Genomic DNA, 26520 nt, shown 5'->3' with positions numbered 1-26520 from the left:
CAGCACAGATTATTGGTGGAACGGTATCCACTCTATGCGGCTGCGGGGCAGGTTCCAGACGACCTTAGTATTAGAACGACATGACAGAATCGCCATTTTCCAGCATGCAGAAAATAAAAGGCCCCCAGGCATTTGTGCCAAGGGGCCTTCAGAGGTGCTGACCCAACGCGTCAGCTCAGATTATTTGATCCAGTCTGCAACGCGCTCCGGGTGCTTGGCGACCCAATCCTTCGCGGCCGCTTCAGGCTTGGCGCCTTCTTGAATGGCCAGCATGACTTCGCCGATTTCGTCTTTCGAAGACCATTGGAAGTTTTTCAGGAACTTGGCCACTTCCGGTGCTTTGGTTGCCAGCTCTTTGCTGCCGATGCTGTTCACGGTTTCAGCCGCGCCATACACGCCTTTCGGGTCTTCGAGGAAGCGCAATTTCCACTTGGCGAACATCCAGTGCGGTACCCAACCGGTCACGGCAATGGATTCGTTTTTCTTCTCGGCGCGGGTCAGCTCGGCAATCATGCCGGCGCCGGAACTGGCCTTGAGTTGATAGCCAGTCAGGTCGTAGTCCTTGATGGCCTGCTCGGTCTTGAGCATCACGCCCGAACCGGCGTCGATGCCGACGATGCGTTTCTTGAAGCTATCGTCTGTTTTCAGATCTTCAAGCGACTTGGCCTTGACGTACTCCGGCACGATCAGACCGATTTTCGCGTCCTTGAAGTTCGGGCCGTAATCGACGACCTGGTCTTTGTTCTTGGCCCAGTAATCACCGTGAGTCACCGGCAACCAGGCCGACAGCATAGCGTCGAGTTTGCCTGTCGCCACGCCCTGCCACATGATCCCGGTCGCGACGGCTTGCAGCTTCACGTCATAACCCAGCTTCTGCTTGATCACTTCGGCGGCCACATGGGTGGTCGCTACGCTGTCGGACCAGCCATCAACGTAACCGATGCTCAGGGTCTTGCTCTCGGCATTGGCGAATGTGGAGCCAATCGCAAGTACCAGAGCGGCACCTGCGCCTAAAAGTCGTCGCATCTTCATCGTTACTTCCCCGAAAGTGCTGCGCTCGACGGATGCCGAGTCGCGTCAACGTATTGTTATGGTGCACAGCGCCCCCATCACGCCCACCGCAAACTCGTTCGATCATCAGCGCGATTTATCAACAAGGGAACTGACGCCTCGATAATCAACCTGACGCCAACCGGAACCTGTGCTGTCAGCGACCTCAAGGCATCGAGAAACGACATCAGAACGCCATTAATCACGACCACCTTCAGCGCTCCCGCCGATCCGCCCGAACTTTGCATGTCAAAATCATGCAGGCCACCAAGCGCGGGGCAATTGCAGGTAACATGCGCGGCTTTGCTCCCAGACGGCCTGACCATGCCCGCGACATCACGCTTTCCTTTTTTTGCATATTTATTCGCCTGCCTGCTGGGGCTTTTTGCCCTTGGCGGTTTTTGGTACGGACTCGGCAAACCGGTGAGTCTGCCGGACGTGGCCAGCGCAACGCACAAGCTGCAATGCGCCTCCTACACCCCATTCGACAAAGACCAATCGCCGTTCGATCAGCCGTTCAAGTTGCGCCCCGAGCGCATGGACGCCGACCTCGCCTTGCTGGCCACCCGATTCGAATGCATCCGCACCTATTCCATGACCGGCCTCGAGGCACTGCCCGATCTGGCCCGAAAGCATGGCCTGAAGCTGATGATCGGCGCCTGGGTCAACAGCAATCCGGTGGACACCGAGAAAGAAGTCGACCTGCTGATTGCCTCCGCCAACGCCAACCAGGACGTGGTGACGTCGGTGATCGTCGGCAACGAGACTCTATTGCGCAAGGAAATCACCGGCGCTCAGCTGGCCAGGCTGATCGGCAAGGTCAAAAGTCAGGTCAAGCAGCCTGTCACTTATGCCGACGTCTGGGAATTCTGGCTCAAACACCCGGAAATCGCCCCCGCAGTGGACTTCCTGACCATCCACCTGCTGCCCTACTGGGAGGATGAGCCTTCGAACATCGACGCCGCGCTGCAGCATGTTCGCGAAGTGCGTCAGGTGTTCGGCAACAAATTCGCACCCAAAGACGTGATGATCGGCGAAACCGGCTGGCCAAGCGAAGGCCGTCAGCGCGAAACCGCCCTCCCAAGCCGAGTCAATGAGGCCAAGTTCATTCGCAACTTTGTGATCATGGCCGAGCAAGAAGGCTGGCACTACAACCTGATCGAAGCCTTCGACCAACCCTGGAAACGCGCCAGTGAAGGGGCGGTCGGTGGTTACTGGGGGCTGTTCGATGCCGATCGTCAGGACAAGGGCGTGCTGGCGGGGCCAGTGTCGAACGTGCCGTACTGGTCGCAGTGGCTGGTGGTGGGTGGCGTGATCTTCCTCGGCACACTGATCCTGGGCGGACGCGTACGCAGCACTCGCGCGGCCTTGGTTCTGCCGCTTCTGGGCGCGCTGGCAGCCTGTTCGATTGGTGCATGGGGCGATTTGGCGCGGGTTACCACGCGATTTACCAGTGAATGGTTGTGGGTCGCCTTGCTGACCGGTTTGAACCTGCTGGTGCTGGCGCATGCAGCGCTGACATTGAGCGCTCGCACGGGTTGGCGTGGGCAAGCCTTCGCTGCGCTGGAACGTAGGGCGGGCTGGTTGCTGGCAGTGGCAGGTTTTGCGGCGGCGGTGATGATGCTGGAGCTGGTGCTGGATCCGCGTTATCGCAGCTTCCCGAGTGTCGCGTTCATCCTGCCGGCGCTGGTTTACCTGTGCCGTCCGGTGAGCGTGCCACGTCGAGAGATTGCCCTGCTGACCTTCATCGTCGGTGCCGGCATTGCGCCGCAGTTGTATCGCGAAGGTTTGCAAAACCAGCAGGCCTGGGGCTGGGCATTGGTGAGCGTGTTGATGGTGGCGGCGTTGTGGCGCAGTTTGCGGGTGCGCAAGGGCTGATCTTTCAGTGCTGCTACCGGCCCTGACGCGGGCAAGCCACGCGCCCACAGGTTCTTCAGCGAATACAGATTTTGTGTACGACAAAGATCCTGTGGGAGCGCGACTTGCCCGCGAGGGCTGACGATCAGGCGCGAGGCGCACGGACCAGTCGCAAAGCAGCAATCACCACAGCAAACACAGCCATCGTCGTGTTGTACAACGCCAGCGCCGGAAACCCGAACACCAGCGCCAGTATCGCCAACCACCACCCTGCCCGGCCCGGCAACACAAAGCCGATTACCGCTGCCGCCAGGGCGGTCCAGCCCAATACCTGGAAATGAATCATCAAGCCCAGGTTCGAACGGACCACGCATTCCCAGCGGCTCGCGTCGTCGACGCAGAGACCGACCCACTGCGCATCCTCCATGAAGCCATAACGCGCGCCATAACTGGCGGCCAGCCATAAAGGCAGCAAGACAAGCAGCAGAATCACGGGCAAACGGCGGGACATGAGGCACTCCAATAAGCGAAAACGGCGGCCAGCTTAATCCGACGACAGCCTGACGCAAGCGTTAACAACAGTTAACTGGGCAGTCAATCGCTGCAAAGTGTATCGTCCACCTACCATTACTCCGAAATTAGGCCTGATTGGTGCCGATGCATGGCACTTTGACGCAACCCCTGTGGTCATAGCCTGCGAACTTCATCCGGCACCATTCTCTCTAAGGGATCTAGTCATGCTCCGTTCCTTGCGCTTCGCCGCCCTGTTTGGCGGCCTTATTTTGAGTGCGTCCGCACTGGCGGTCGATATCGACGCCGCCAGTTATGGCTACCCTTTGACCAACCCGTTCGAGGCGACTATCGCCACGACGCCGCCGGACCTGCGTCCGGAGTTGCCGCTTGACGATGACATCGACCAGGAAACCCGCAGCGTCACGTTGCGCCCGGAGCGTGAGTTCGAACTGCCGGACAACTTCTGGCCGGTGAAGAAACTGACCTATCGCATCGCCACCCAGGATAAAGCGGCCCCACTGATCTTCCTGATCGCCGGCACTGGCGCGCGCTATGACAGCAGCCTCAACGAATACCTGAAAAAGCTCTACTACAAAGCCGGTTACCACGTAGTACAGCTGTCGTCGCCCACCAGCTTCGACTTCATGAGCGCTGCGTCACGCTTTGCCACGCCCGGTATCACCAAGGATGACGCCGAAGACATGTACCGGGTGATGCAGGCCGTGCGGGCACAAAACCCGAAAGTGGCCGTCACCGATTACTACCTGACCGGTTACAGCCTGGGTGCCCTGGACGCCGCATTCGTCGCGCATCTGGACGAAACCCGCCGCAGCTTCAATTTCAAGAAAGTCTTGCTGCTCAACCCGCCAGTCAACCTCTACACCTCGATCACCAACCTGGACAGGCTCGTCCAGACAGAGGTCAAGGGCATCAACAACAGCACGACGTTCTATGAACTGGTACTGAACAAACTGACCCGCTACTTCCAGCAAAAAGGCTACATCGACCTCAACGATGCCCTGCTCTATGACTTCCAGCAGTCCAAGCAACACCTGACCAACGAACAGATGGCCATGCTCATCGGCACGTCGTTCCGCTTCTCGGCCGCCGACATCGCCTTTACCTCGGACCTGATCAACCGTCGCGGCCTGATCACGCCGCCGAAAACGCCTATCACAGAAGGCACGACGCTCACTCCGTACCTCAAGCGTGCGCTGCAGTGCGACTTCGACTGCTACATCACCGAACAAGTGATCCCGATGTGGCGCGCGCGCACCGACGGCGGCAGCCTGCTGCAACTGATCGACCAGGTCAGCCTGTATGCCTTGAAGGATTACCTGCACGACAGCCCGAAAATCGCGGTCATGCATAACGCCGACGATGTGATTCTCGGCCCTGGCGACCTCGGTTTCCTGCGCAAGACCTTCGGCGATCGCTTGACCGTTTATCCACTGGGCGGCCATTGCGGCAACCTTAACTACCGCGTCAACAGCGACGCCATGCTGGAGTTCTTCCGTGGCTAAATACCTCCTGCTTATCGCAGCGTTACTCTGTGCAGGCGTCGCCAATGCCGACAACAGCAAAGCCAACGCGCCAGTTGTCATCGACAATGACGGTTTCAAGGAGCCGTTGAGCAAACTGAAATTCAACCCGGGCCTGGACCAGCGCGAGTTCGAGCGCTCCACCCTCAACGCACTGAACGTGTACGACCCGCTGGAAGAGTGGAACCGCCGGGTGTATCACTTCAACTACCGCTTCGACCAATGGGTGTTCCTGCCGGTGGTCGACGGTTATCGCTACATAACGCCTGGTTTCCTGCGCACCGGCGTCAGCAACTTCTTCAACAACCTCGGCGACGTGCCGAACCTGATGAACAGCCTGCTGCAGTTCAAGGGCAAGCGTTCGATGGAAACCACCGCGCGCCTGCTGCTCAATACCACCATCGGTATTGCCGGCCTGTGGGACCCGGCCACCGCCATGGGCCTGCCGCGCCAGAGCGAAGATTTCGGCCAGACGCTCGGCTTCTACGGCGTACCGGGCGGCGCCTACTTCGTGCTGCCGATCCTCGGCCCTTCCAACATCCGCGACACCGGCGGCCTGGCCGTGGACTTCACTGCCGAAAACGCGATCAACTTCCTGAACGTCGCCGAAGTCAGCTCCAACCACCCTGAAGTGTGGATCCTGCGCAGCATCGACAAGCGCCACCAGACCAGCTTCCGCTATGGCCAGCTGAACTCGCCGTTCGAGTATGAGAAGGTGCGCTACGTGTACACCGAGTCGCGCAAGCTGCAGATCGCCGAGTAATCCGGCAGCAACAAAAAAGGCCATTCGATGCGAGTCGAATGGCCTTTTTCATGCGCGGTACTTCAAACACCACAAATCAACTGTGTCAGGCGTTAGCCTTTCACTGTTTTCCAGATCTTGCTGACAACCATCACACCCGCCAATACCACCGCACCCGCCACAATCCCCGCCGCCGCGTTCAACAATGTCGGCACGATAAACCCGGCACCGCCCGCCCCCGCGCTGACGCTTTCGATCCAGTGATGAACCACCGGTACGCCGTGGGTGAGAATCCCGCCGCCCACCAGAAACATCGCCGCTGTGCCGATCACCGACAGGCTTTTCATCATGTAGGGCGCCGCACGCAAAATCCCGCCGCCGATGCTTTTAGCCATCTGGCCGGGCTTCTGGGTCAGCCACAGGCCGAGGTCATCGAGCTTGACGATGCCGGCCACCAGACCATAGACGCCGATGGTCATGACGATGGCGATGCCTGAGAGCACGATGACTTGCTGGGTCAGCGACGCATCCGCCACGGTGCCGAGGGTGATGGCGATGATTTCCGCTGAAAGAATGAAGTCGGTGCGGATGGCGCCCTTGATCTTGTCCTTTTCGAACGCCACCAGATCGACCGCCGGATCGGCCACGGCTTCGACCAGTTCCGCATGCTCTGCCTGATCTTCAGCCTTGCTGTGCAGGAACTTGTGCGCGAGCTTCTCGAAACCTTCGAAACACAGGTAGGCGCCGCCGACCATCAGCAACGGCGTGACCAGCCAGGGAATGAACGCACTGATCGCCAACGCCGAGGGCACCAGGATCAGTTTGTTGAGAAAGGAGCCCTTGGCAACCGCCCAGACCACCGGGATTTCCCGCTCGGCGCGTACACCACTGACCTGCTGGGCGTTGAGCGCCAGGTCGTCACCGAGCACGCCGGCGGTTTTCTTGGCGGCCATTTTGGTCATCAACGCCACGTCGTCGAGTACGGCGGCAATGTCGTCGATCAGCAACAGTAAACTGCTTCCTGCCATGAATCAGGTGTCCTTCTTGAATGAATACTGCGCAGCATAGCGTGGCCGAGCACCACACGGGGCATTCTTGAGCGCCGCGCGAGGCCGGTGCTACCATGCGCAACCGCCAGAACAGGCAAGGAACCACCTGGTTTATGAGCACTATCCGCGAGCGCAACAAAGAACTGATCCTGCGTGCCGCCAGTGAAGAATTTGCCGACAAGGGCTTCGCTGCGACCAAAACCAGTGACATCGCAGCCAAGGCGGGATTGCCCAAGCCCAACGTCTACTACTACTTCAAATCCAAGGAAAACCTCTACCGCGAGGTCCTGGAAAGCATCATCGAGCCCATCCTGCAGGCCTCGACACCGTTCAACGCCGACGGCGTGCCCAGTGAAGTGCTGAGCGGCTACATTCGCTCGAAAATCCGCATCTCCCGCGACCTGCCCTTCGCCTCCAAGGTGTTCGCCAGCGAAATCATGCACGGCGCCCCGCACCTGAGCGCCGACCTGGTCGAACAACTGAACAGCCAGGCCAAGCACAACATCGATTGCATCCAGACCTGGATCGACCGCGGCCAGATCGCCCCCATCGACCCCAACCACCTGATGTTCAGCATCTGGGCCGCGACCCAGACCTACGCCGACTTTGACTGGCAGATCACCGCGATTACCGGCAAGGCCAAGCTGGATGAAGAGGATTATGAAGCCGCGGCGCGGACGATTATTCGGTTGGTGCTTAAAGGATGTGAGCCGGATCATTAAAAGTGCGGTGACTTTATCGCTAGCACGCTAGCTCCCACAGTGATCTCTGATGCTCAGATAATCCCCTGTGAGAGCCAGCCTGCTGGCGATGGCGATAGATCAATCAATAAAGATTAAGCACTCACCCCCGCATCCGCCCGCAACTCCAACGCCTCGATCGCATTGATCGCACACTGTTCGTCGACATCCGACAGATCCCCGCTGATCCCCACCGCTCCCAGCACATTCCCGTCCTGATCCCGAATCAACACCCCTCCCGGTGCCGGCACCACACTGCCCTGCCCCAGACTGTTCAAAGCCGCAATAAACGCCGGGCGTTGCTGGGCGTCCAGTGCCAGCAGGCGAGAGCCTTTGCCCAGTGCGATGGCGCCCCAGGCTTTGCCGATGGCGATGTGCGGTCGCAGCAGGCTGGCGCCGTCTTCGCGTTGCAGCGAAAGCAAATGCCCGCCGGCATCCAGCACGGCAATGGTCAACGGGGCCGCCGAAATCGCACGCGCGGCGGAGATGGCCTGACTGGTCAGGTTGACTGCCATTTTCAAGGTTAAAGCGCTCATGGTGCCGTCCTCATTTTGTTATAGGGAAAGCGAATGGACTGCGCGTTTGTGCTGCAGACCGCTGCAACAAATAGAACACAATGAGTTATTTTTTTGTATACAATAATTCTCGAAAAGCGCCCCATGCGACGAAAAGCCACAGCAGAACAGGCTTCCGACGAATGAAACAGTCGCTTGAGAAAATGGATTGACCTGCGCCGTCCGCCGTGAATACACTCTGCGCAAAGCCACTTGTATACAATTACAAAACGTAAGAGGCACAAAACCATGAGCAAAATGAGAGCAATCGAAGCAGCCGTTCTGGTGATGCGCCGCGAAGGGGTTGATACCGCTTTTGGCATCCCGGGCGCCGCGATCAACCCGCTGTACAACGCCTTGCAGAAGGTCGGTGGCATCGATCACGTCCTCGCTCGCCACGTTGAAGGCGCCTCGCACATGGCCGAGGGCTACACTCGCACCAAGGCCGGCAACATCGGCGTGTGCATCGGCACCTCCGGCCCGGCCGGTACGGACATGGTCACCGGGCTCTACAGCGCCTCGGCCGACTCGATCCCGATCCTGTGCATCACAGGGCAAGCACCCCGCGCCCGGATGCACAAGGAAGACTTCCAGGCCGTCGACATCACCAGCATCGTCAAGCCAGTGACCAAGTGGGCAACCACCGTTCTGGAGCCGGGCCAGGTGCCTTACGCGTTCCAGAAGGCGTTCTTCGAAATGCGCTCCGGCCGCCCGGGTCCGGTGCTGATCGATCTGCCGTTCGACGTGCAGATGGCCGAAATCGAATTCGACATCGATGCCTACCAGCCGCTGCCATTGGCCAAGCCGAGCGCGACCCGCGTTCAGGTGGAAAAAGCCTTGGCCCTCCTTGATCAGGCCGAACGTCCGTTGCTGGTGGCCGGTGGCGGCATCATCAATGCCGACGCCAGCGAATTGCTGGTGGAATTCGCTGAGCTGACCGGTATTCCGGTGATTCCGACCCTGATGGGCTGGGGCACCATTCCGGACGATCACCCGCTGATGGTCGGCATGGTTGGCTTGCAGACCTCGCACCGTTACGGCAACGCCACGATGCTGAAATCCGACGTCGTACTCGGCATCGGTAACCGTTGGGCCAACCGTCACACCGGTTCGGTCGACGTGTACACCGAAGGCCGCAAGTTCATTCACGTCGACATCGAAGGCACTCAGATCGGCCGCGTGTTCACCCCGGACCTGGGCATCGTGTCCGACGCCGCTGCCGCGCTGACCGTATTCATCGAAGTCGCTCGGGAATGGCAGGCCGCCGGCAAACTGAAAAACCGCAGCGCCTGGCTGCAAGACTGCCAGCAGCGCAAAGCCAGCCTGCAGCGCAAGACCCACTTCGACAACGTGCCGGTCAAGCCGCAGCGCGTGTACGAAGAGATGAACCAGGTGTTCGGCAAAGACACCTGCTACGTCAGCACCATCGGTCTGTCGCAGATTGCCGGCGCGCAGTTCCTGCACGTCTACAAGCCGCGTCACTGGATCAACTGCGGTCAGGCTGGCCCGCTGGGCTGGACCATTCCGGCAGCGCTGGGCGTGGTCAAGGCCGATCCGACCCGCAAGGTCGTGGCACTGTCGGGCGACTATGATTTCCAGTTCATGATCGAAGAGCTGGCCGTGGGCGCGCAGTTCAAACTGCCGTACATCCACGTTGTGGTAAACAACTCGTACCTGGGGCTGATTCGTCAGGCCCAGCGCGGTTTTGACATGGACTACTGCGTGCAGCTGTCCTTCGATAACCTGAACGCTCCGGAACTCAACGGTTACGGCGTCGATCACGTCGCGGTCGCCGAAGGCCTCGGTTGCAAGGCGCTGCGTGTGTTCGAACCGGGTCAGATCCAGCCTGCCCTGCGCAAGGCTCAGGAACTGATCGAAGAGTTCAAGGTGCCGGTGATCGTCGAGATTATTCTGGAGCGCGTGACCAACATTTCCATGGGCACCGAGATCAACGCCGTCAACGAATTCGAAGACCTGGCGCTGGTCGGCAACGATGCGCCGACGGCGATTTCGTTGCTCGATTAACTTGTAGGGTCGCTCCCACAAGGATCCGGGAACGACCACCCCACACATACGGGAGACCACCATGCCGCGTTTCGCAGCCAACCTGTCCATGCTGTTCACCGAACAGGATTTCCTCGCCCGTTTTGAAGCGGCCGCCAAGGCCGGCTTCAGTGGTGTCGAATACCTGTTCCCCTACGACTTCAGCTCCGCCGACATCAAGGCCAAGCTCGACGCCAATGGCCTGACCCAGGTGCTGTTCAACCTGCCGGCCGGTGACTGGGCCAAGGGCGAGCGCGGCATTGCCTGCCTGCCGGACCGGGTCGAAGAGTTCCGCGCCGGTGTCGATCTGGCCATCGCTTACGCACAAGTGCTGGGCAACACCCAGGTGAACTGCCTGGCCGGTATTCGTCCACAGGGCATCGACGATGCCACCGTGGAAAAAACCTTTGTCGCCAACCTCAAGTACGCGGCCGACAAGCTGCAGGCGGCGGGTATCAAACTGGTGATGGAAGCGATCAACACCCGCGACATCCCGGGTTTTTATCTGAACAACACGGCGCAAGCCCTGTCGATTCGCGAACAGGTCGGCAGTGCCAACCTGTTCCTGCAATACGACATCTATCACATGCAAATCATGGAGGGTGACCTGGCCCGCACCATGGCCGCGCACCTGGGCGAGATCAACCACATCCAGCTGGCCGACAACCCTGGACGCAACGAACCGGGCACCGGTGAAATCAACTACCGCTTCCTGTTCGAACACCTGGACCGCATTGGTTATCAGGGTTGGGTTGGCTGTGAATACAAGCCGCTGACCACCACCGAAGCGGGTCTGGGCTGGCTGAAAACCCATAACGCGATTTGAAGCTGACGCAGAACCACTGTGGCGAGGGAGCTTGCTCCCGCTCGGCTGCGAAGCAGGCGCAAAACCTGAATGCCGCTTCTGCCTGATACACCACAGCGGTTGATTTTGGGGCCGCTGCGCGGCCCGGCGCGAGCAAGCTCCCTCGCCACAGGGTGTGCTGCACACATTATTTGGCAAGACAAAAACAAGAGGAATTTCTCATGGCTAAAATCGGATTTATCGGCACCGGCATCATGGGCCACCCAATGGCGTTGAACCTGCAAAAAGCCGGTCACAGCCTGTTCCTGTCGGCGCACCACGACGCCGCGCCTGCCGACCTGGTTGCCGGTGGCGCCGTCGCTTTGGCCAACCCGAAAGAAGTCGCGCAAGAAGCCGAATTCATCATCGTCATGGTGCCGGATACTCCGCAGGTCGATGACGTACTGTTCCGCGCCGACGGCGTAGCGGCCGGTGTCGGCAAAGGCAAAATCGTGATCGACATGAGCTCGATCTCGCCCACCGCCACCAAAGCCTTCGCGACCAAAATCAACGAAAAAGGCGCGCAGTACCTCGACGCACCGGTTTCCGGCGGTGAAGTCGGCGCCAAGGCTGCGACCCTGAGCATCATGGTCGGCGGCGATGCCGACGCCTTCGAACGCGCACTGCCGCTGTTCCAGGCCATGGGCAAGAACATCACCCTGGTCGGTGGCAATGGCGATGGCCAAACCGCGAAAGTGGCGAACCAGATCATCGTCGCGCTGAACATCCAGGCCGTCGCCGAAGCCCTGTTGTTCGCCTCGAAAAACGGTGCCGATCCCGCCAAGGTACGTGAAGCGCTGATGGGCGGTTTCGCTTCATCGAAGATCCTCGAAGTGCACGGCGAACGCATGATCAAAGGCACCTTCGACCCGGGCTTCCGCATCAGCCTGCACCAGAAGGACCTGAACCTGGCCCTGCAAGGCGCCAGGGAGCTGAACATCAACCTGCCGAACACCGCGAACGCCCAGCAAGTGTTCAGCACCTGCGCGGCCATCGGTGGCAGCAACTGGGATCACTCGGCACTGATCAAGGGCCTGGAGCACATGGCGAATTTCTCGATTCGCGATAAGCAGTAAGCCCTGCCCTGAAACCTGTGGGAGCTGGCCTGCCAGCGATGAAATCGACGCGGTGTGTCTAAAAGACCTCAGCGCCTGAATCGCTAGCAGGCTAGCTCCCACAGGAACCCGAGTTGCTCTTCCAATAACAAGAATTCCGGGAGCCCGCCATGTCGGTCGATCCGCAACAATTCCTGCGCGAGCTGTTTGCCACAGCCATCGACGCGGCCCATCCGCAGCAAGTACTCGAAGCCCATTTGCCCGCCGATCGCACGGGTCGAGTGATCGTGATCGGCGCCGGCAAAGCCGCCGCCGCCATGGCCCAGGTGGTCGAGCGCTGCTGGCAGGGTGAAGTGTCCGGTCTGGTGGTGACGCGTTACGGCCACGGCGCCCCATGCGAAAAAATCGAAGTGGTCGAAGCCGCGCACCCGGTGCCGGATGCCGCCGGTCAAGCGGTCGCCAGGCGCGTCTTTGAACTGGTCAGCAACCTGACGGAAGACGACCGCGTGATCTTCCTGCTTTCGGGCGGTGGCTCTGCACTGCTCGCACTTCCCGCCGCCGGCATCAGCCTCGCCGACAAGCAATCGATCAACAAAGCCCTGCTCAAATCCGGCGCGACCATCGGCGAGATGAACTGCGTACGCAAACACCTCTCGGCGATCAAGGGCGGTCGCCTCGGCAAGGCCTGCTGGCCGGCCACTGTTTATACCTATGCCATTTCCGATGTGCCCGGCGACCTCGCCACGGTCATCGCCTCCGGCCCTACCGTGGCCGACCCAAGCACCTCCGCCGAAGCACTGGCGATTCTCAAGCGCTACGGCATCGAGGTCCCGGCCTCGGTCCGCAACTGGCTGCAAAGCCCCGACTCGGAGACGGTCAAACCCGGCGATCCGAGCCTCGCGCGCAGTCATTTCCAATTGATCGCCCGTCCACAGCAATCGCTTGAAGCGGCCGCCGTGAAAGCGCGTCAGGCCGGTTTCAGCCCGCTGATCCTCGGCGACCTCGAAGGCGAGTCCCGCGAAGTCGCCAAGATGCACGCTGGCATTGCGCGGCAAGTGGTCTTGCATGGCCAGCCATTGCCGGCGCCGTGCGTGATCCTCTCGGGCGGCGAAACCACGGTCACCGTGCGCGGCAATGGCCGAGGCGGACGTAACGCCGAATTCCTGCTCAGCCTGACCGACAGCCTCAAAGGCCTGCCCGGCGTCTACGCGCTGGCCGGTGACACCGATGGCATCGACGGCTCCGAAGACAATGCCGGCGCGATCATGACCCCGGACAGCTACGCCCGCGCCGCCGCCCTCGGTTTGAGCGCCAGCGATGAACTCGACAACAACAATGGCTACGGCTATTTCGCGGCGCTGGACGCACTGATCGTTACCGAGCCGACCCGCACCAACGTCAACGATTTCCGCGCCATTCTGATTCTCGAGAGCCCTAAACATGACGCCTGATAAAAAGGTCAAAATCCTCGCCACCCTCGGCCCGGCCACCGATGGCCTCGAAGACATCCGCGAGCTGGTGCAGGCCGGAGTCAACATCTTCCGCCTGAACTTCAGCCACGGCGATCACGCCGACCACGCCCAGCGCTATCAATGGATACGTGAAGTCGAGCGTCAGCTGAATTACCCGTTGGGCATTCTGATGGACCTGCAAGGCCCGAAACTGCGGGTCGGCAAGTTCGCCGAAGGCAAGGTGCAACTGCATCGTGGCCAGGCGCTGCGCCTGGATCTGGACCCGACGCCGGGCGACCAACGCCGGGTCAACCTGCCGCACCCGGAGATCATCGCCGCACTGGAGCCGGGCATGGACCTGCTGCTGGACGACGGCAAACTGCGTCTGCGCGTGGTCACCAAGTACGCCGATGCCATCGACACCACGGTGCTCAATGGCGGTGAGTTGTCGGACCGCAAAGGCGTGAACGTGCCGCAGGCAGTTCTGGAACTGAGCCCGCTGACGGCCAAGGATCGTCGAGACTTGAGTTTCGGCCTGGAGCTGGGTGTGGACTGGGTCGCGCTGTCGTTCGTACAGCGCCCGGAAGACATTCGCGAAGCGCGTGAGCTGATCGGTGACAAAGCGTTTTTGATGGCCAAGATCGAGAAACCGTCGGCAGTCACTCAGCTGCGGGAAATCGCTGAACTGAGCGACGCGATCATGGTTGCCCGTGGCGACCTCGGCGTCGAAGTGCCGGCCGAAAGCGTGCCGCAGATTCAGAAAAACATCATCGGCATTTGCCGCGAACGCGGTAAACCGGTGGTGGTGGCGACACAGATGCTCGAGTCGATGCGCTTCTCCCCGGCGCCCACCCGCGCTGAAGTCACCGACGTGGCCAACGCCGTGGCCGAAGGTGCGGATGCGGTGATGCTATCGGCGGAAACCGCGTCCGGGGAGTACCCGATGGAAGCCGTGCAGATGATGAGCAAGATCATCCGCCAGGTGGAAAACGGCCCGGACTATCAAACGCAACTGGACGTCAGCCGGCCGAAGGCTGAGGCGACCGTTTCCGATGCGATCAGCTGCGCGATCCGCCGTATCAGCAACGTGCTGCCGGTGGCGGTGCTGGTCAATTACAGCGAGTCGGGGGCGTCGAGCCTGCGTGCTGCGCGGGAACGGCCGACCGTGCCGATTCTGAACCTGACGCCGAACCTGCAGACAGCTCGCCGCTTGACGGTCGCGTGGGGCGTGCACTCCGTGGTGAATGATCGGCTGCGGCAGGTGGATGAAGTGTGTTCGACGGCGCTGGAGATTGCGCAGGCGCAGGGTATGGCGCAGCGCGGGGATACGTTATTGATCACGGCGGGGGTGCCGTTTGGGCAGCCGGGGTCGACTAACTCGTTGCGTATAGAAACGTTGATTTAAAGAACGAGCTCTGTGGCGAGGGAGCTTGCTCCCGCTCGACGGCGAAGCAGTCGTCGCTTTGGCATGACGGTTCCAACAGAAAAACCGCATTCGCCGAATCGGGGTCGCTTCGCGGCCCAGCGGGAGCAAGCTCCCTCGCCACAACGTTTATGCAAGACCTTGGTTTTTCCCACTGCCCCAGACTTCATCATGCCTGCCCACCACTTCAACACCCACTGCCCCGATTGGGCGACTGCCCTGCTCAACGGCTTCAGTCAGATTTTCCTCCAGCGCCATCCGCTGTGCGGCCTGCTGTGTCTGTTGGCGATTCTTTTTACCGCACCGGCCCTGCTGGGTGGTGCCCTGCTGGGCGGCCTCGCCGGTTTGCTCACCGCGCAACGTCGCAATTACGCCAAGGCCGATCGTCAGGCCGGACTGTTCAGCTACAACGGTGTCCTCCTCGGCTTGCTGCTGAGCCTGTATTTCCCCTGGTCCGCCCTGTTGCCGCCGCTGATCATTGCCGCTGGCGGACTGAGTGCCATGCTCACCCAGCAATGGTTGAAACGCGCCCGCGACCATCATTGCCTGCCGGCCTACACCGCGCCCTTCGTCGGCATGAGCTGGTTGCTGCTGTCGTTTGCCGCGCCACAACACCCCGCGCCACTGATCGAAATGAACACGTTCAACTTGTTCGCCGCTGCGCTGAAGGGGCTTGGTCAGGTGATGTTTCTCGGTCATCCGCTGGCGGGGGCACTGATCGCCGCGGGCTTGCTGCTCGCCGACCGTCGCGCGTTTATGTGGGCTTTGCTGGGCTCCGTTGTCGGACTCGGGTTCGCCTTGCTTCATCACGAAACGTCAACCGCGCTGCTGGGGCTCGGGGGTTACAACGCCGTGCTCGCCGCCCTCGCCTTCAGCGGACAACGCCGCCGGCCCTGGTTGCCACTGCTGGGCATTACCCTTGCCGTATTGCTCACACCGGGCTTCGCCGCGCTCGGTCTGGCCACGCTCACCGCGCCATTCATCCTCGCGTGCTGGCTGATCCGCGCAGGCATTCGCGTGCTGCGCCAGGCCGCCGTCGACAGTGCGCCTTGCGCTACCGGGGAGAATCACCCTAGGCTGCGCTGATTCTCGATTCAGGCGTTTTCCATGGACAGCAGCAAAAACTGGCGTGAAGACCTTTACGTCATGGTTTTCCAGAGCGACACCAAGGCCGGACGGCGCTTCGACGGCATCCTGCTGTTGATCATCCTTGCCAGCATCATCATCGTGATGCTCGACAGCATCGACACGATCCACCAGAACTACGCCAACGTGCTGGCGTACATCGAGTGGGGCTTCACCGTCATCTTCGCCATCGAATATGGCCTGCGGCTCTACTGTTCGCCGAAGCCATTGCGTTACGCGTTCAGCTTTTACGGACTGGTGGATTTGCTGGCGATCGTGCCGGGCATCCTCGCGCTGTATTACGCCGATGCGCAGTATTTGCTGATTATCCGGATCATTCGGATGCTGCGGATTTTCCGCGTGCTCAAGCTCAGCCCTTATCTGAAACAAGCCAATTACCTGATGTCGGCGCTGCGCGGCAGCAAGCAGAAGATCGTGGTGTTTCTGGTCAGCGTCTGCACACTGGTAACAGTGTTCGGCACGCTGATGTACGTGATCGAAGGTCCGGAGCACGGCTTTACCAGCATTCCGAAAGGTATCTACTGGGCAATCGTGACGCTGACCACCGTCGGCTTTGGCGACATCGTGCCCAAGACGCCGCTGGGCCAGGTGATTTCCTCGCTGGTGATGATCACCGGTTACTCGATCATCGCGGTGCCGACGGGGATTTTCACCGCGGAGCTGGCAAACGCCATGCGCGGCGAACAGTTGCAACACGAGTGCCCGGTGTGCAAGAAAAACAGCCATGAGCATGGCGCTGCATTTTGCTCGCGGTGCGGCAATGCTCTGTTTAAGAAACAGGAATAAGCAAAGTACTTTTTAATCTTTAAAGGACTATGCAAGCGCAGTTATAGTCGCTGGCAAATCGCCTCATTTTTAAATTAGAACAAGGAAAGCGCAGTGAAAAAACTCTTTGGCGCCTCACTTCTGGCCGCTGGCCTGGCATTGGCCAGCGTGGCTCAGGCTGCACCGACTCTGCTCAACGTTTCCTATGACGTGATGCGCGATTTCTACAAGGACTACAACGCTGCCTTCCAGAAACACTGGCAAGCCGAGCACAACGAAAACATCACCCTGCAGATGTCCTTCGGCGGTTCCAGCAAACAGGCGCGCTCCGTGATCGACGGCCTGCCGGCTGACGTCATCACCATGAACATGGCCACCGACATCAACGCACTCGCGGACAACGGCAAACTGGTCCCGGACAACTGGGTCACACGCCTGCCGAACAACAGCGCGCCGTTCACTTCGGCAACGGTGTTCATCGTTCGCAAAGGCAACCCGAAAGCGTTGAAAGACTGGCCTGACCTGCTCAAGGACGGTGTGCAAGTGATCGTGCCGAACCCGAAAACCTCGGGCAACGGCCGCTACACCTATCTGTCGGCCTGGGGTTATGTGCTCAAAAACGGCGGTGACGAGAACAAGGCCAAAGCCTTCGTCGGCAAACTGTTCAAACAAGCGCCCGTGCTCGATACCGGTGGCCGTGCCGCCACCACCACCTTCATGACCAACCAGATCGGCGACGTGCTCGTGACCTTCGAAAACGAAGCGGAAATGATTGCCCGCGAGTTTGGCCGCGACCAGTTCGAAGTCATCTACCCAACCGTCTCCGCAGAGGCCGAACCGCCGGTGTCTGTGGTCGACAAAGTGATCGAGAAGAAAGGCACCCGCGCTGCAGCCGAGGAATACCTGAAGTACCTGTGGTCGCCGGAAGGTCAGGAAATTGCCGCCGCCAACTACCTGCGTCCACGTGATCCGGCGGTACTGGCCAAGTACAACGATCGCTTCCCGAAGGTGGATTTCCTGTCGGTGGAGAAGACCTTTGGCGACTGGCGCACCGTGCAGAAGACTCACTTCAATGATGGCGGAATTTTTGATCAGATTTACAACGGCCAGTAATTCCTGAGCCAATGAAAAAGGCGACCCGAGAAGGTCGCCTTTTTTGTGGGCGTTTTTCGCCACGAATCAGTGTGCAAGCGAGCCTTGTGTGGCGAGGGAGCTTGCTCCAGCTCGGCTGCGAAGCAGTCGCAAAGTTTTTGGGGCCGCATCGCGACCCTGCGGGAGCAAGCTCCCTCGCCACACAGGCTCGCTCTCACAGGTTCTGCCCCAAGCAGCTACATCGGCGGTGTGACGCCATCCTTGCCGGCCGAAATCGACTGCGCCGTCAGCGTCCCGTCGGCACTCTGCGTCACGAACGTCACGATCTTCACACCCACTTTCAGCAAGCTGCGGTCCCCTGGCAACAGGTTCACAATCGGCACATCCTCCGGCACCAGAATCTTCTGCTGACCACCTTTGTAGTTGACGGTCAGCACACGACCATTGCTCACCACCAGATCGCCGACGCTGCCATTGGTCATGCTGCTGCCCTTGACCAGATCGAAAGGCCGATGGCCGTCGCCGCTGCCGGCCAGCTCCGGTGGGAAGACATGGACTTCCAGGGCTTTGAGCGAACCGTCTTCCTGCGCAATGGCCGCCGACCCTATGTAGCTGCCCGGTTTGATGTCTTCGATATTGGCCAGGGTTACAGCGCGGACCTTGGTGTCCCTGGTCAAATTGATGACTACGTTTTCACCACTGTTGACGTGGACTTTCAGCACCTCTGGAGTCACTCCGGTGATCTCGCCGCGCAAGCCGATGCGCATGCCCGGCGCGTCGGCCGCCTGCGCGAGACTTGCCATAAACAACCCGATCAAAGCGCCGCAAATCAGGTGACGGAACATCGCGTTCATGAAAGTGCCTTCCGGTTATGAATCGTGAAGAGAACATAAGCACGCTATCGAACAAGATGTAAGTGAATGTATCATCAGACTTCAAAATTCTGGCGCAGGGTTCATCGGCAACGGTACACACCGGCGCCTCTCATTCCGCAATGGAATGATTGCTATCACTCCAATCCCACTTCCGCCGTTCCGGCCAGCCGCTTAGCCTGCGCGCATTCCATTTTGCTCAGCGAGACACGTTATGAACCCAGCGAACCAGGCACCTCACGGCGCCACGACAATGACCAAAGGCATGGTGCTGCTGTTCGCCTTTTGCTGTGGCGCCATTGTTGCCAACATTTACTACGCCCAGCCGATCATCGGCCTGATCGCGCCGGACATTGGCCTGACCAGCACCATGGCGAGCCTGATCGTTTCGCTGACCCAGATTGGTTACGCGCTGGGCCTGTTCTTCCTGGTGCCGCTGGGCGATCTGCTGGAAAACCGTCGGTTGATGATCATCACCACGGTGGTGGCGATTGCCAGTCTGTTGGGCGCTGCGTTTACCGATCAACCCAACGTGTTTCTGTTGATCTCGTTGCTGGTGGGTTTCAGCTCGGTGTCGGTGCAGATCCTGATTCCACTGGCCGCGCACCTGGCGCCCGAGGAGACCCGTGGCCGGGTGGTCGGCGGAATCATGGGCGGTTTGCTGCTGGGGATTCTGTTGGCGCGGCCGGTATCCAGCGTTGTGGCTGATCACTTCGGCTGGCGCGCGATGTTCGTGATCGCCGCCGTGTTGATGGCGGCGATCAGCATCGTGCTGGCGGTGACGATTCCCAAGCGCCAGCCCGATCACAGCGCCTCTTATGGCCAATTGCTGGGCTCGCTGTGGACGCTGTTGCGCCAGCAACCGGTACTGCGTCAGCGTGCGTTCTACCAGGGTTGCATGTTCGCCACGTTCAGCCTGTTCTGGACAGCGGTGCCACTGGAACTGGCACGTAATCATGGCCTGTCGCAAACCCAGATCGCGATCTTCGCTTTGGTGGGAGCCATCGGTGCGATCGCCGCGCCGATCGCCGGTCGACTGGCTGACGCAGGCCACACCCGCATCGCTTCGTTGCTGGCCCTGCTGTTCGCCAGCCTGAGCTTCCTGCCGGCGCTCATCCATCCGGCCTACAGCGTCATCGGCCTTGCCGTCACCGGCGTGGTGCTCGACTTCTGTGTGCAAATGAACATGGTCCTGGGCCAACGCGCGGTCTACGCCCTCGACGCCAAAAGCCGCAGCCGCCTGAATGCGCTGTACATGACCAGCATTTTCATCGGCGGCGCCTTCGGCTCCTCGGTCGCCAGTGCAGTGTATGAGCACGGCGGCTGGTTGTGGATCGTGATCGTGGGCAGCGCGTTTCCGTTGTTGGCATTGTTGCGGTTCTTGAGTGTTTCCAAAGAACCTTCCCTGGCAACGGCGTAAGGCTTTTCGCGAGCAGGTTCGCTCAAAGGGTTTGCACGAACCTGTGGGAGCGAACCTGCTCGCGATATCGATGGCGCCGGCACGATTCAGTGCCGAACCAGCTTCTCCATCGCCGCATCTGCCAGAAAGGAAGAACGGCTTTTGACATTGTGCTCGCGCACATACCGGTCAATCCGCTGGATCACATAGCCGGGCAACGTGACATTGACCTTCTCGGTCTTGCCCATATACGGCGCGATGTCCAGCTCCAGCATTCCCCATCCCATGTCGGCAAAGTCCGGGTTGCCACGATGGACGGCTGCCGAAGTCGGCATCGGAATCGATTCCCCGTCAGCGGCTATTTCCTGAAGCAGGATATGGGCAATCTCGATCGCCGCGTTATAGGCATCTTCAAACGTATCCCCGGCCGTTGCGGCGCCCGGAATATCGGGGATCTGAATACCGATGGCGGTGGTCTCGTCGCCCCACTCGATACAGATTGGATATTGCATTATGGATCTCCTGCGTAACTGGCTGGCGGGCAGTAAAGCCCGGCTCGCCTCCTGATGCTTTTAACCGTCCCGGTCGGTAAATCCTTTTTCGGGTGAGGGACGGGAATCGTGTACGGGTTGTATCGATGGGTGAAGAGATGATGGCTGCCGGTAATCCGATCCAGCGTCCAGCCCGCCTCCTCCAGCTCCTTGATCAATAACCTGCTTTGCACCACCAGCCTCCTTGCTCCGGCCCAGACAAAAGTAACTCTAGAGTTATCTTTACTCAAGCACAAAAATCCTGATCACGACGTTCGGTTGTTTTACGAAGTGTGATTGCCGCCAAGATAGAGCGTTTGTGGAGGATGCCTACCCCAAAACCGGCAAGCACCGACGTGTGCACTTTGCCGATTTGATGGACTATAAAACCCGGCGCAACATTGCCAGCGAGCAAGCAATGAAGCTTCTCGCCGAGCAGGCACAAGCATTAAGGCGTGCGTGACGGGTCACGAAGATTTGATCGAAGGATTAACGTTGCCCGATATAGACGATCGCCATGTGCTGGCGGCAGGCATTCGCTGTAACGCGATCGTCATCATCACTTTCAATCAGAAAGGCCATGCTCTGATCAATGCCCTACAAGATCAAATGCATAGGTCGGGCTTGCCGATGCAGGTCAGCAGGCTCTCGACGGTATGCTCCAGCGATCCGGAGTTGTCGAGCACGTGCACGCTCGGTTCCTCCGCCAACAGGCGCTCACTGAAATGGGCATTACGCGCCAGCCGCTGTTCGATCTCGGCCTCCGACTCACGTCCGCGCGCCAACAGGCGCTGACGCAACACCGCCTGGTTCACGGTCAGCAACAGTACCCACACGTCTGGATAACGTTCACGGGTTTGCGGCAAATGCGCACGCGAACCGTTGACCATCACGTCGTCCCCCGCCGCCAGCCACTCGTCGATTTCCCGTGGGATGCCATAAGCCAGGCCATGAGCCTGCCAGCTGAGGGCAAATGCACCCTGGTCCCGCATCTCGGCGAACTGCTGCAGGCTGACGCCCAGCGCCGCCTCCCCGACCGCTTCCGCGGAGCGGGTAATGACCCGCCGCACGATACGACAGCCGCGTTCGGCCAAGCGCGTTCGAGCGGCATCCAGCAGGCTGTCCTTGCCCGAACCTGAAGGCCCGATGAGATAGATCAACCTGCCGGACATCAAAACATCCTCTTCGCTTGTCGCCTGCTGGACCACAACGCCCACAAAAAAGGCGCCCCCCGAAGGGTCGCCTTTGCGTTACTGCCCGAATTGCCGTCCCAACCCACCCGGCACGCCATGGATATCCGTCTCTTCCCAAGGCCCGTTCGGGCTGATCGACCGGCTCCAGCCATTGTCGAAGCGATAATACGTGCGCTGGCGGTAGAAGGTATTGGTCTGGTCATCCAGCACATAAACACCAAGCTTGGGATCCCAATGGCTGTTGCCACCCGGCGGCGGCGCGAAGCTGGCGGAGGTGCGTGGCAGTGGCTTGGCAGGTTTGGCCGGAACGCTCGGCTTGCTCGGGGTCGGCGAGGTAGACGGCGTGGGCTTGGGCTGCGAGGGCGGAATCGGCGGCAGCGACGTCGGCTCCGGCCGCTGGACCGCGCACGCGCTTAACCCCAGGACCAGACTGAGCAGGGTGATACGAGCGATAGCGGTCATGGTTGCGTTTTCCTGTTATTTGTCCGGACTGTCGATGGTCAGTTTTTGTGGCGCGGTGGTGCTGCTGGCCAGCGGCTGGCTGCGACCGATCCATTCGCCGGCAGTCGGTTGGCCGGCACGAGAGATGCGCGCAACCAGTTGGACTTCAGGGAAGTTCGACAGTTTCAACTGCGGCATCATTGCGTCGGCATCGCCCAATTCGACAGTCGCCGGCAAGTCAGCCACGGTCAGGCGCTTGGCGGCCAGTGGCGCCGGCGGGCCATTGGTGGCGCGAGCGAAGATGAACACGCTGTCACCCGGTTGAACCTTGGCCTTGAGCGCTGGCGCCAGATCGACGCTGACTTTGATCAGTGCCGACTTGACCGCAGGCGCCTGGGCAACCTTGCCACCGCTGGCTTCGAGTTTTTCAGTGGCGCGGGCAATACCGCCTTGCAGCGCCGCCCGGGAGTTGTCGTCCGGCGGCAGTTGCGCCAGCAGACGATTCCAGTAGTCGATGGCATCCTGATAACGCGCGCTTTCAAACGCGGCAATGCCAAGCAGACCCAGGCTGGTGACTTCCTTAGGATCGGCTTTCAAGGCTTCGTCGGTGAGGGCCTGAACCTTGTCCGACCACTTCTTGCCGTCGGCGAAGTACTGAGCCTGCGCCCATTGCCCGAGCAATTCCGGCTGACGACCGGCCAGGTTCACCGTGCGTTCGAAGATCTTCGCCGCATCGCCAGGACGATCCTGTGCCATGTAGGTCCGACCGAGGAAGTACAGGCCTTCTGCCGAATCCGGTTGAGCCGCGACGGCGCGCTCCAGGCGACGGGTCATCTCTTCCATCGACTGCGGTGCCTGAGAGAATTCACGGGTCAGCTCGACCTTGTCGCTCGCCCCGAAATGCAGGTAGAGCCCAAGCCCCAGTACCGGCACCAGAATCGCCGCCAGCAAGGGCAACGGTTTGCCCAGGCGCGCCACGCGCGGTGCCTCGACGCCTTCAGTGTCGGCGAGCAACTCTCGGGCAGCTTCGGCGCGACCGGTTTCCAGTTGCGACGCGTTGAGCACACCCTCTTCCTGCTCGGTTTGCAACTCGGCCACGCGCTCCTGATACAGCGCGACGTTCAGGGCCGTACGATCTTCTTCCAGCTGAGCGCGACGGCCGCGCAGAACGGGGATCAACAGAAAACTCAGGGCAACCAGAAGCAGCAGACCTGCAGCGAGCCAGAAATCAATCATTCTTGGTTTTATCCAACAAGTGGTCGAGGCGCTCGCGCTCCTCGGCAGAAAGCGCCTCCGGGCTGTCGGCGCGTTGCACGCGACGACGGCGGACGATCACGGCGATGATCACAAAACCACCCAGCAACAGGCCGGCCGGGCCGAACCAGAGCAAGGCAGTCTTGGCGTTCAGAGCAGGTTTGTAGCGGACGAAATCACCGTAGCGATCGACCATGAAGTCGATGATCTGCTGATTGTCCTTGCCTTCGCCCAACATGCGGAAAATCTCTTTGCGCAGGTCAGCGGCGATCGGTGCGTTGGAATCGGCAATGTCCTGATTCTGGCACTTGGGGCAACGCAGCTCTTTGGTCAGCTCGCGAAAACGCTCGCGGTCGCCTTCTTTGGCAAACTCATAGGTGTCGATGGCCGCGTGTGCCACGCCAGCCATGCTCAGCCCCAGCACAACAGCAGCTATCCAGCGCTTCATGGTTTGGCCTCGTCGACCAGCGCCTGATACTTGGCCGCCAGTTTTTCCCGCCAGACCTGTTCGTCGATCACACCGACAAACTTGTCGCGGATGATGCCCTTGGCATCGATGAAGAAGGTTTCCGGAGCGCCATACACGCCAAGGTTCAGGCCCAGCGTGCCCTCGTCGTCGCGGATGTCCAGTTGATACGGGTTGTGGAATTCCTTCAGCCACTTCAAGGCGTCCGCGTTGACGTCCTTGTAGTTGATGCCGTAGATCACCACGCCCTTCTCGGCCAGTTTGTTCAACACCGGGTGCTCGACCCGGCAGGAAATGCACCAGGTGCCCCAGACATTGACCAGCGCCGGTTTGCCCACGATGTCAGCCTTGGTCAGGGTCTTGTCGCCCTGCACCGCTGGCAGGGAAAACTCAGGGAACGGCTTGCCGATCATTGCCGAAGGCAGCTCGGCGGGGTCCAGGTACAGACCGCGATAAAGGAACACAGCCACCACCAGAAAAATCACCAGTGGCAACAGCATCAACCAACGTCTCATGCAGTCGCTCCCGACATGCCCAGTGCTTCGCGCACGCGGCTTTTTACCTTGACCCGATAACGCCGGTCCATCGCCGCCAACAACCCGCCGAGCCCGGTGAGCAAACCGCCGAACCAGATCCAGCGCACGAACGGTTTGACGTGCACGCGCACGGCCCAGGCGCCATCGCCCAGCGGTTCGCCGAGTGCGACGTAGAGGTCACGGGTGAAACCGGCGTCGATCCCGGCTTCGGTCATCACCGAGTTCTGCACGGTGTACAGGCGTTTTTCCGGGTGCAGCACGCTGATTTCCTTGCCGTCGCGGATCACCCGCACGGTGCCTTTGTCGGAGGTGAAGTTCGGGCCTTCGAAGTGTTTGGCACCTTCGAACACGAACTGGTAACCGCCCAGGTCCATGGATTCGCCCGGCGCCAGGCGCAGGTCGCGTTCAGCACTGTTCTGGCTCGACAGCACGACACCGAGTGCGCACACGGCGATGCCCAAATGCGCAATTTGCATGCCCCAGTAGCTGCGGGTCAGGGTCGGCAGGCCTTTGATCAAGCCTTTGTGCCGCGTCTTGTCGAAGATGTCGCGCACGCCGGCCAGCAACACCCAGGCCGCGAGCATGAAGGTCGCGATCACCGCCCAGTTGAAATCGCCGTAAGCGACGCCAGCCACCACCGCCAGTGCGGCACTGCCGAGCAGCACCGGGGTCAGCATGCTCATCAGCCATTTGACCGGGGTGTCTTTCCAGCGCACCAACATGCCGACCGCCATCACCACCATCAGCAACGCCATCAACGGAATGAACAGTGCGTTGAAGTACGGCGGGCCGACCGACAGCTTGGCGCCGGTCATGGCATCGAGGATCAGCGGATACAAGGTGCCGAGCAGGATCATCGAAGCCGCCACCACCAGCACCAGGTTGTTGCCCAGCAACAGGGTTTCCCGGGACCAGAGGTTGAAGCCGACATGGCTTTTCACCACCGGCGCGCGCAGGGCAAACAGCGTCAGCGAACCGCCGACCACAAACAGCAGGAAGATCAGGATGAACACGCCGCGCTCCGGGTCGGAGGCAAAGGCGTGAACCGAGGTCAACACGCCGGAACGCACGAGGAAGGTTCCCAGCAAGCTCAGCGAGAAGGCGGCGATGGCCAACAGCACGGTCCAGCTCTTGAACACGCCACGCTTTTCCGTGACCGCCAACGAGTGAATCAACGCGGTACCCACCAGCCATGGCATGAACGAGGCGTTTTCCACCGGGTCCCAGAACCACCAGCCGCCCCAGCCGAGTTCGTAATAAGCCCACCACGAACCGAGGGTGATGCCGATGCCGAGGAAGGCCCAGGCGACGATGGTCCATGGACGCGACCAGCGCGCCCACGCCGCATCAAGACGGCCGCCCAGCAGCGCGGCGATGGCGAACGCAAACGCTACGGAGAACCCGACATAACCCATGTAGAGCATCGGCGGGTGGACGATCAGGCCGATGTCTTGCAGCAACGGATTGAGGTCGCGACCGTCCGCTGGAATTTGCGGGAGGATGCGGGCGAACGGGTTGGAGGTGAGGATCAGGAACAGCAGGAAACCGGTGCTGATCATGCCCATCACCGCCAGCACGCGGGCCAGCATCACTTGCGGCAACTGCCGGGAGAATACCGACACCGCGAAGGTCCAGCCACCGAGAATCAACGCCCACAGCAGCAACGAACCTTCGTGCGCGCCCCACACGGCGCTGAACTTGTAGTACCACGGCAATGCGCTGTTGGAGTTGCTGGCGACGTAGGCAACGGAGAAGTCGTCAGCCATGAATGCGTAGGTCAGGCAACCGAAGGCGAACAACAGAAAGGCAAACTGGCCCCAGGCGGCCGGCTGAGCCAGGCTCATCCACAAGCGGTCGCCGCGCCAGGCTCCCAGCAACGGCACCACGGCTTGAACCAGCGCGAAACACAGCGCCAGAATCATCGCCAGGTGGCCCAATTCAGGGATAAAGATTCCGGATGTCAT

Annotated in this window: 26 protein-coding genes and 2 pseudogenes; 15 read left to right on the top strand and 13 right to left on the bottom strand. The window is 60.3% G+C overall.

What is annotated here, in order from left to right; all coding sequences use genetic code 11:
• Positions 1 to 180: 180 nt before the first annotated feature.
• On the bottom strand, positions 181 to 1032 hold the full coding sequence (locus tag ACM6IQ_RS08840) for a glycine betaine ABC transporter substrate-binding protein (RefSeq protein ID WP_017337237.1): 852 nt from the start codon (positions 1030 to 1032) through the stop codon (positions 181 to 183).
• A gap of 300 nt (positions 1033 to 1332) precedes the next feature.
• Here ACM6IQ_RS08840 and ACM6IQ_RS08835 point away from each other — a divergent pair, with 300 nt between their 5' ends.
• Entirely contained in the window at positions 1333 to 2928 is a 1596-nt protein-coding gene (locus ACM6IQ_RS08835; protein ID WP_017337235.1) for a beta-1,6-glucan synthase, read from the top strand.
• A 124-nt stretch (positions 2929 to 3052) separates the two neighbouring features.
• On the opposite strand, the gene ACM6IQ_RS08830 is transcribed toward ACM6IQ_RS08835, so the two are convergent.
• Positions 3053 to 3418, bottom strand: coding sequence for a hypothetical protein (locus tag ACM6IQ_RS08830; RefSeq protein ID WP_414878539.1), 366 nt, complete (start codon positions 3416 to 3418; stop codon positions 3053 to 3055).
• Between the two features lie 226 nt (positions 3419 to 3644).
• Here ACM6IQ_RS08830 and ACM6IQ_RS08825 point away from each other — a divergent pair, with 226 nt between their 5' ends.
• Both ACM6IQ_RS08825 and ACM6IQ_RS08820 read left to right on the top strand, forming a co-directional pair.
• Positions 3645 to 4943, top strand: coding sequence for a serine protein kinase PrkA (locus ACM6IQ_RS08825; protein WP_017337233.1), 1299 nt, complete (start codon positions 3645 to 3647; stop codon positions 4941 to 4943).
• Positions 4936 to 5724, top strand: coding sequence for a VacJ family lipoprotein (locus ACM6IQ_RS08820; protein ID WP_017337232.1), 789 nt, complete (start codon positions 4936 to 4938; stop codon positions 5722 to 5724). Before ACM6IQ_RS08825 ends, ACM6IQ_RS08820 begins: the two co-directional genes overlap by 8 nt.
• Before the next feature lie 92 nt (positions 5725 to 5816).
• Here ACM6IQ_RS08820 and ACM6IQ_RS08815 read toward each other — a convergent pair whose 3' ends face one another.
• A complete protein-coding gene (locus tag ACM6IQ_RS08815; protein ID WP_414878538.1) occupies positions 5817 to 6731 on the bottom strand; it encodes a DUF808 domain-containing protein in 915 nt (304 codons plus the stop codon).
• Positions 6732 to 6865: 134 nt separating this feature from the next.
• Between ACM6IQ_RS08815 and ACM6IQ_RS08810 the strand changes: the two genes are divergently transcribed.
• Entirely contained in the window at positions 6866 to 7474 is a 609-nt protein-coding gene (locus tag ACM6IQ_RS08810; protein WP_414878537.1) for a TetR/AcrR family transcriptional regulator, read from the top strand.
• A 113-nt stretch (positions 7475 to 7587) separates the two neighbouring features.
• Here ACM6IQ_RS08810 and ACM6IQ_RS08805 read toward each other — a convergent pair whose 3' ends face one another.
• Positions 7588 to 8028 carry a GlcG/HbpS family heme-binding protein gene (locus ACM6IQ_RS08805; protein WP_414878536.1) on the bottom strand — a complete coding sequence of 147 codons (441 nt, stop codon included), beginning with the start codon at positions 8026 to 8028 and terminating at the stop codon, positions 7588 to 7590.
• A 267-nt stretch (positions 8029 to 8295) separates the two neighbouring features.
• Here ACM6IQ_RS08805 and gcl point away from each other — a divergent pair, with 267 nt between their 5' ends.
• The 8 genes from gcl to ACM6IQ_RS08765 all read left to right on the top strand — a co-directional run bounded on the left by gcl (position 8296) and on the right by ACM6IQ_RS08765 (position 17886).
• Positions 8296 to 10071 (top strand): glyoxylate carboligase, encoded by a 1776-nt coding sequence (gene gcl, locus ACM6IQ_RS08800; protein ID WP_017337228.1) that lies wholly within the window; start codon positions 8296 to 8298, stop codon positions 10069 to 10071.
• Positions 10072 to 10132: 61 nt separating this feature from the next.
• Positions 10133 to 10915: a hydroxypyruvate isomerase gene (gene hyi, locus ACM6IQ_RS08795; protein ID WP_017337227.1), complete on the top strand. Its 783-nt coding sequence runs from the start codon at positions 10133 to 10135 to the stop codon at positions 10913 to 10915.
• Between the two features lie 200 nt (positions 10916 to 11115).
• The gene (locus tag ACM6IQ_RS08790) at positions 11116 to 12009 is read left to right on the top strand and encodes a 2-hydroxy-3-oxopropionate reductase (protein WP_017337226.1); all 894 of its coding nucleotides are present in this window, start codon (positions 11116 to 11118) and stop codon (positions 12007 to 12009) included.
• Between the two features lie 149 nt (positions 12010 to 12158).
• Entirely contained in the window at positions 12159 to 13439 is a 1281-nt protein-coding gene (locus ACM6IQ_RS08785; protein WP_017337225.1) for a glycerate kinase, read from the top strand.
• Positions 13429 to 14844 carry a pyruvate kinase gene (pyk, locus tag ACM6IQ_RS08780; protein WP_414878535.1) on the top strand — a complete coding sequence of 472 codons (1416 nt, stop codon included), beginning with the start codon at positions 13429 to 13431 and terminating at the stop codon, positions 14842 to 14844. The genes ACM6IQ_RS08785 and pyk overlap by 11 nt, the downstream gene beginning before the upstream one ends.
• A 189-nt stretch (positions 14845 to 15033) precedes the next feature.
• On the top strand, positions 15034 to 15948 hold the full coding sequence (locus ACM6IQ_RS08775; protein ID WP_414878534.1) for an urea transporter: 915 nt from the start codon (positions 15034 to 15036) through the stop codon (positions 15946 to 15948).
• A gap of 21 nt (positions 15949 to 15969) precedes the next feature.
• Positions 15970 to 16794 carry an ion transporter gene (locus ACM6IQ_RS08770; protein ID WP_414878533.1) on the top strand — a complete coding sequence of 275 codons (825 nt, stop codon included), beginning with the start codon at positions 15970 to 15972 and terminating at the stop codon, positions 16792 to 16794.
• Positions 16795 to 16887: 93 nt separating this feature from the next.
• On the top strand, positions 16888 to 17886 hold the full coding sequence (locus ACM6IQ_RS08765; protein WP_414878532.1) for a sulfate ABC transporter substrate-binding protein: 999 nt from the start codon (positions 16888 to 16890) through the stop codon (positions 17884 to 17886).
• Positions 17887 to 18101: 215 nt separating this feature from the next.
• Here the strand turns inward: ACM6IQ_RS08765 and ACM6IQ_RS08760 are convergent, their stop codons facing one another.
• Positions 18102 to 18719, bottom strand: coding sequence for a hypothetical protein (locus ACM6IQ_RS08760; RefSeq protein ID WP_414878531.1), 618 nt, complete (start codon positions 18717 to 18719; stop codon positions 18102 to 18104).
• A gap of 232 nt (positions 18720 to 18951) precedes the next feature.
• Here ACM6IQ_RS08760 and ACM6IQ_RS08755 point away from each other — a divergent pair, with 232 nt between their 5' ends.
• Positions 18952 to 20157 carry an MFS transporter gene (locus tag ACM6IQ_RS08755; RefSeq protein ID WP_414878530.1) on the top strand — a complete coding sequence of 402 codons (1206 nt, stop codon included), beginning with the start codon at positions 18952 to 18954 and terminating at the stop codon, positions 20155 to 20157.
• 86 nt (positions 20158 to 20243) lie between these two features.
• Here ACM6IQ_RS08755 and ACM6IQ_RS08750 read toward each other — a convergent pair whose 3' ends face one another.
• On the bottom strand, positions 20244 to 20648 hold the full coding sequence (locus ACM6IQ_RS08750) for a type II toxin-antitoxin system HicB family antitoxin (protein ID WP_017337218.1): 405 nt from the start codon (positions 20646 to 20648) through the stop codon (positions 20244 to 20246).
• Positions 20648 to 20860 carry a type II toxin-antitoxin system HicA family toxin gene (locus ACM6IQ_RS08745; RefSeq protein ID WP_017337217.1) on the bottom strand — a complete coding sequence of 71 codons (213 nt, stop codon included), beginning with the start codon at positions 20858 to 20860 and terminating at the stop codon, positions 20648 to 20650. Before ACM6IQ_RS08745 ends, ACM6IQ_RS08750 begins: the two co-directional genes overlap by 1 nt.
• Before the next feature lie 128 nt (positions 20861 to 20988).
• Here ACM6IQ_RS08745 and ACM6IQ_RS08740 point away from each other — a divergent pair.
• Positions 20989 to 21129 (top strand): annotated as a pseudogene (locus ACM6IQ_RS08740) (DNA-binding protein); the annotation flags it as partial.
• A pseudogene (locus ACM6IQ_RS08735) lies at positions 21126 to 21242 on the top strand (PIN domain-containing protein); the annotation flags it as partial. The pseudogenes ACM6IQ_RS08740 and ACM6IQ_RS08735, both read left to right, overlap by 4 nt.
• Before the next feature lie 29 nt (positions 21243 to 21271).
• Here ACM6IQ_RS08735 and phnN read toward each other — a convergent pair.
• The 6 genes from phnN to ACM6IQ_RS08705 all read right to left on the bottom strand — a co-directional run bounded on the left by phnN (position 21272) and on the right by ACM6IQ_RS08705 (position 26520).
• Entirely contained in the window at positions 21272 to 21838 is a 567-nt protein-coding gene (gene phnN / locus ACM6IQ_RS08730) for a phosphonate metabolism protein/1,5-bisphosphokinase (PRPP-forming) PhnN (protein WP_414878529.1), read from the bottom strand.
• Between the two features lie 78 nt (positions 21839 to 21916).
• The gene (locus tag ACM6IQ_RS08725; RefSeq protein ID WP_414878528.1) at positions 21917 to 22321 is read right to left on the bottom strand and encodes a hypothetical protein; all 405 of its coding nucleotides are present in this window, start codon (positions 22319 to 22321) and stop codon (positions 21917 to 21919) included.
• Positions 22322 to 22336: 15 nt separating this feature from the next.
• Positions 22337 to 23536 (bottom strand): c-type cytochrome biogenesis protein CcmI, encoded by a 1200-nt coding sequence (gene ccmI / locus ACM6IQ_RS08720; RefSeq protein ID WP_414878527.1) that lies wholly within the window; start codon positions 23534 to 23536, stop codon positions 22337 to 22339.
• A complete protein-coding gene (locus ACM6IQ_RS08715; RefSeq protein ID WP_414878526.1) occupies positions 23529 to 24002 on the bottom strand; it encodes a cytochrome c-type biogenesis protein in 474 nt (157 codons plus the stop codon). The genes ccmI and ACM6IQ_RS08715 overlap by 8 nt, the downstream gene beginning before the upstream one ends.
• Positions 23999 to 24535: a DsbE family thiol:disulfide interchange protein gene (locus ACM6IQ_RS08710; protein WP_414878525.1), complete on the bottom strand. Its 537-nt coding sequence runs from the start codon at positions 24533 to 24535 to the stop codon at positions 23999 to 24001. Before ACM6IQ_RS08710 ends, ACM6IQ_RS08715 begins: the two co-directional genes overlap by 4 nt.
• Positions 24532 to 26520, bottom strand: a complete 1989-nt coding sequence (locus ACM6IQ_RS08705; RefSeq protein ID WP_052909691.1) for a heme lyase CcmF/NrfE family subunit — start codon at positions 26518 to 26520, stop codon at positions 24532 to 24534. Before ACM6IQ_RS08705 ends, ACM6IQ_RS08710 begins: the two co-directional genes overlap by 4 nt.

Source organism: Pseudomonas sp. IT-P100, assembly GCF_949767185.1.
Lineage (GTDB): Bacteria > Pseudomonadota > Gammaproteobacteria > Pseudomonadales > Pseudomonadaceae > Aquipseudomonas > Aquipseudomonas fluorescens_B.
This window is presented reverse-complemented; position numbering and strand designations above follow the sequence as displayed.

Coding starts and splice junctions, on each gene's coding strand:
- ACM6IQ_RS08775 (WP_414878534.1), top strand. CDS start 15,034: ATGCCTGCCCACCACTTCAACACCCACTGCCCCGATTGGGCGACTGCC.
- ACM6IQ_RS08815 (WP_414878538.1), bottom strand. CDS start 6,731: ATGGCAGGAAGCAGTTTACTGTTGCTGATCGACGACATTGCCGCCGTA.
- ACM6IQ_RS08810 (WP_414878537.1), top strand. CDS start 6,866: ATGAGCACTATCCGCGAGCGCAACAAAGAACTGATCCTGCGTGCCGCC.
- ACM6IQ_RS08710 (WP_414878525.1), bottom strand. CDS start 24,535: ATGAGACGTTGGTTGATGCTGTTGCCACTGGTGATTTTTCTGGTGGTG.
- ACM6IQ_RS08705 (WP_052909691.1), bottom strand. CDS start 26,520: ATGACATCCGGAATCTTTATCCCTGAATTGGGCCACCTGGCGATGATT.
- ACM6IQ_RS08750 (WP_017337218.1), bottom strand. CDS start 20,648: ATGCAATATCCAATCTGTATCGAGTGGGGCGACGAGACCACCGCCATC.
- ACM6IQ_RS08825 (WP_017337233.1), top strand. CDS start 3,645: ATGCTCCGTTCCTTGCGCTTCGCCGCCCTGTTTGGCGGCCTTATTTTG.
- ccmI (WP_414878527.1), bottom strand. CDS start 23,536: ATGATTGATTTCTGGCTCGCTGCAGGTCTGCTGCTTCTGGTTGCCCTG.
- ACM6IQ_RS08830 (WP_414878539.1), bottom strand. CDS start 3,418: ATGTCCCGCCGTTTGCCCGTGATTCTGCTGCTTGTCTTGCTGCCTTTA.
- ACM6IQ_RS08770 (WP_414878533.1), top strand. CDS start 15,970: ATGGACAGCAGCAAAAACTGGCGTGAAGACCTTTACGTCATGGTTTTC.
- pyk (WP_414878535.1), top strand. CDS start 13,429: ATGACGCCTGATAAAAAGGTCAAAATCCTCGCCACCCTCGGCCCGGCC.
- ACM6IQ_RS08725 (WP_414878528.1), bottom strand. CDS start 22,321: ATGACCGCTATCGCTCGTATCACCCTGCTCAGTCTGGTCCTGGGGTTA.
- gcl (WP_017337228.1), top strand. CDS start 8,296: ATGAGCAAAATGAGAGCAATCGAAGCAGCCGTTCTGGTGATGCGCCGC.
- ACM6IQ_RS08840 (WP_017337237.1), bottom strand. CDS start 1,032: ATGAAGATGCGACGACTTTTAGGCGCAGGTGCCGCTCTGGTACTTGCG.
- ACM6IQ_RS08785 (WP_017337225.1), top strand. CDS start 12,159: ATGTCGGTCGATCCGCAACAATTCCTGCGCGAGCTGTTTGCCACAGCC.
- ACM6IQ_RS08760 (WP_414878531.1), bottom strand. CDS start 18,719: ATGAACGCGATGTTCCGTCACCTGATTTGCGGCGCTTTGATCGGGTTG.
- phnN (WP_414878529.1), bottom strand. CDS start 21,838: ATGTCCGGCAGGTTGATCTATCTCATCGGGCCTTCAGGTTCGGGCAAG.
- ACM6IQ_RS08715 (WP_414878526.1), bottom strand. CDS start 24,002: ATGAAGCGCTGGATAGCTGCTGTTGTGCTGGGGCTGAGCATGGCTGGC.
- ACM6IQ_RS08805 (WP_414878536.1), bottom strand. CDS start 8,028: ATGAGCGCTTTAACCTTGAAAATGGCAGTCAACCTGACCAGTCAGGCC.
- ACM6IQ_RS08755 (WP_414878530.1), top strand. CDS start 18,952: ATGAACCCAGCGAACCAGGCACCTCACGGCGCCACGACAATGACCAAA.
- hyi (WP_017337227.1), top strand. CDS start 10,133: ATGCCGCGTTTCGCAGCCAACCTGTCCATGCTGTTCACCGAACAGGAT.
- ACM6IQ_RS08790 (WP_017337226.1), top strand. CDS start 11,116: ATGGCTAAAATCGGATTTATCGGCACCGGCATCATGGGCCACCCAATG.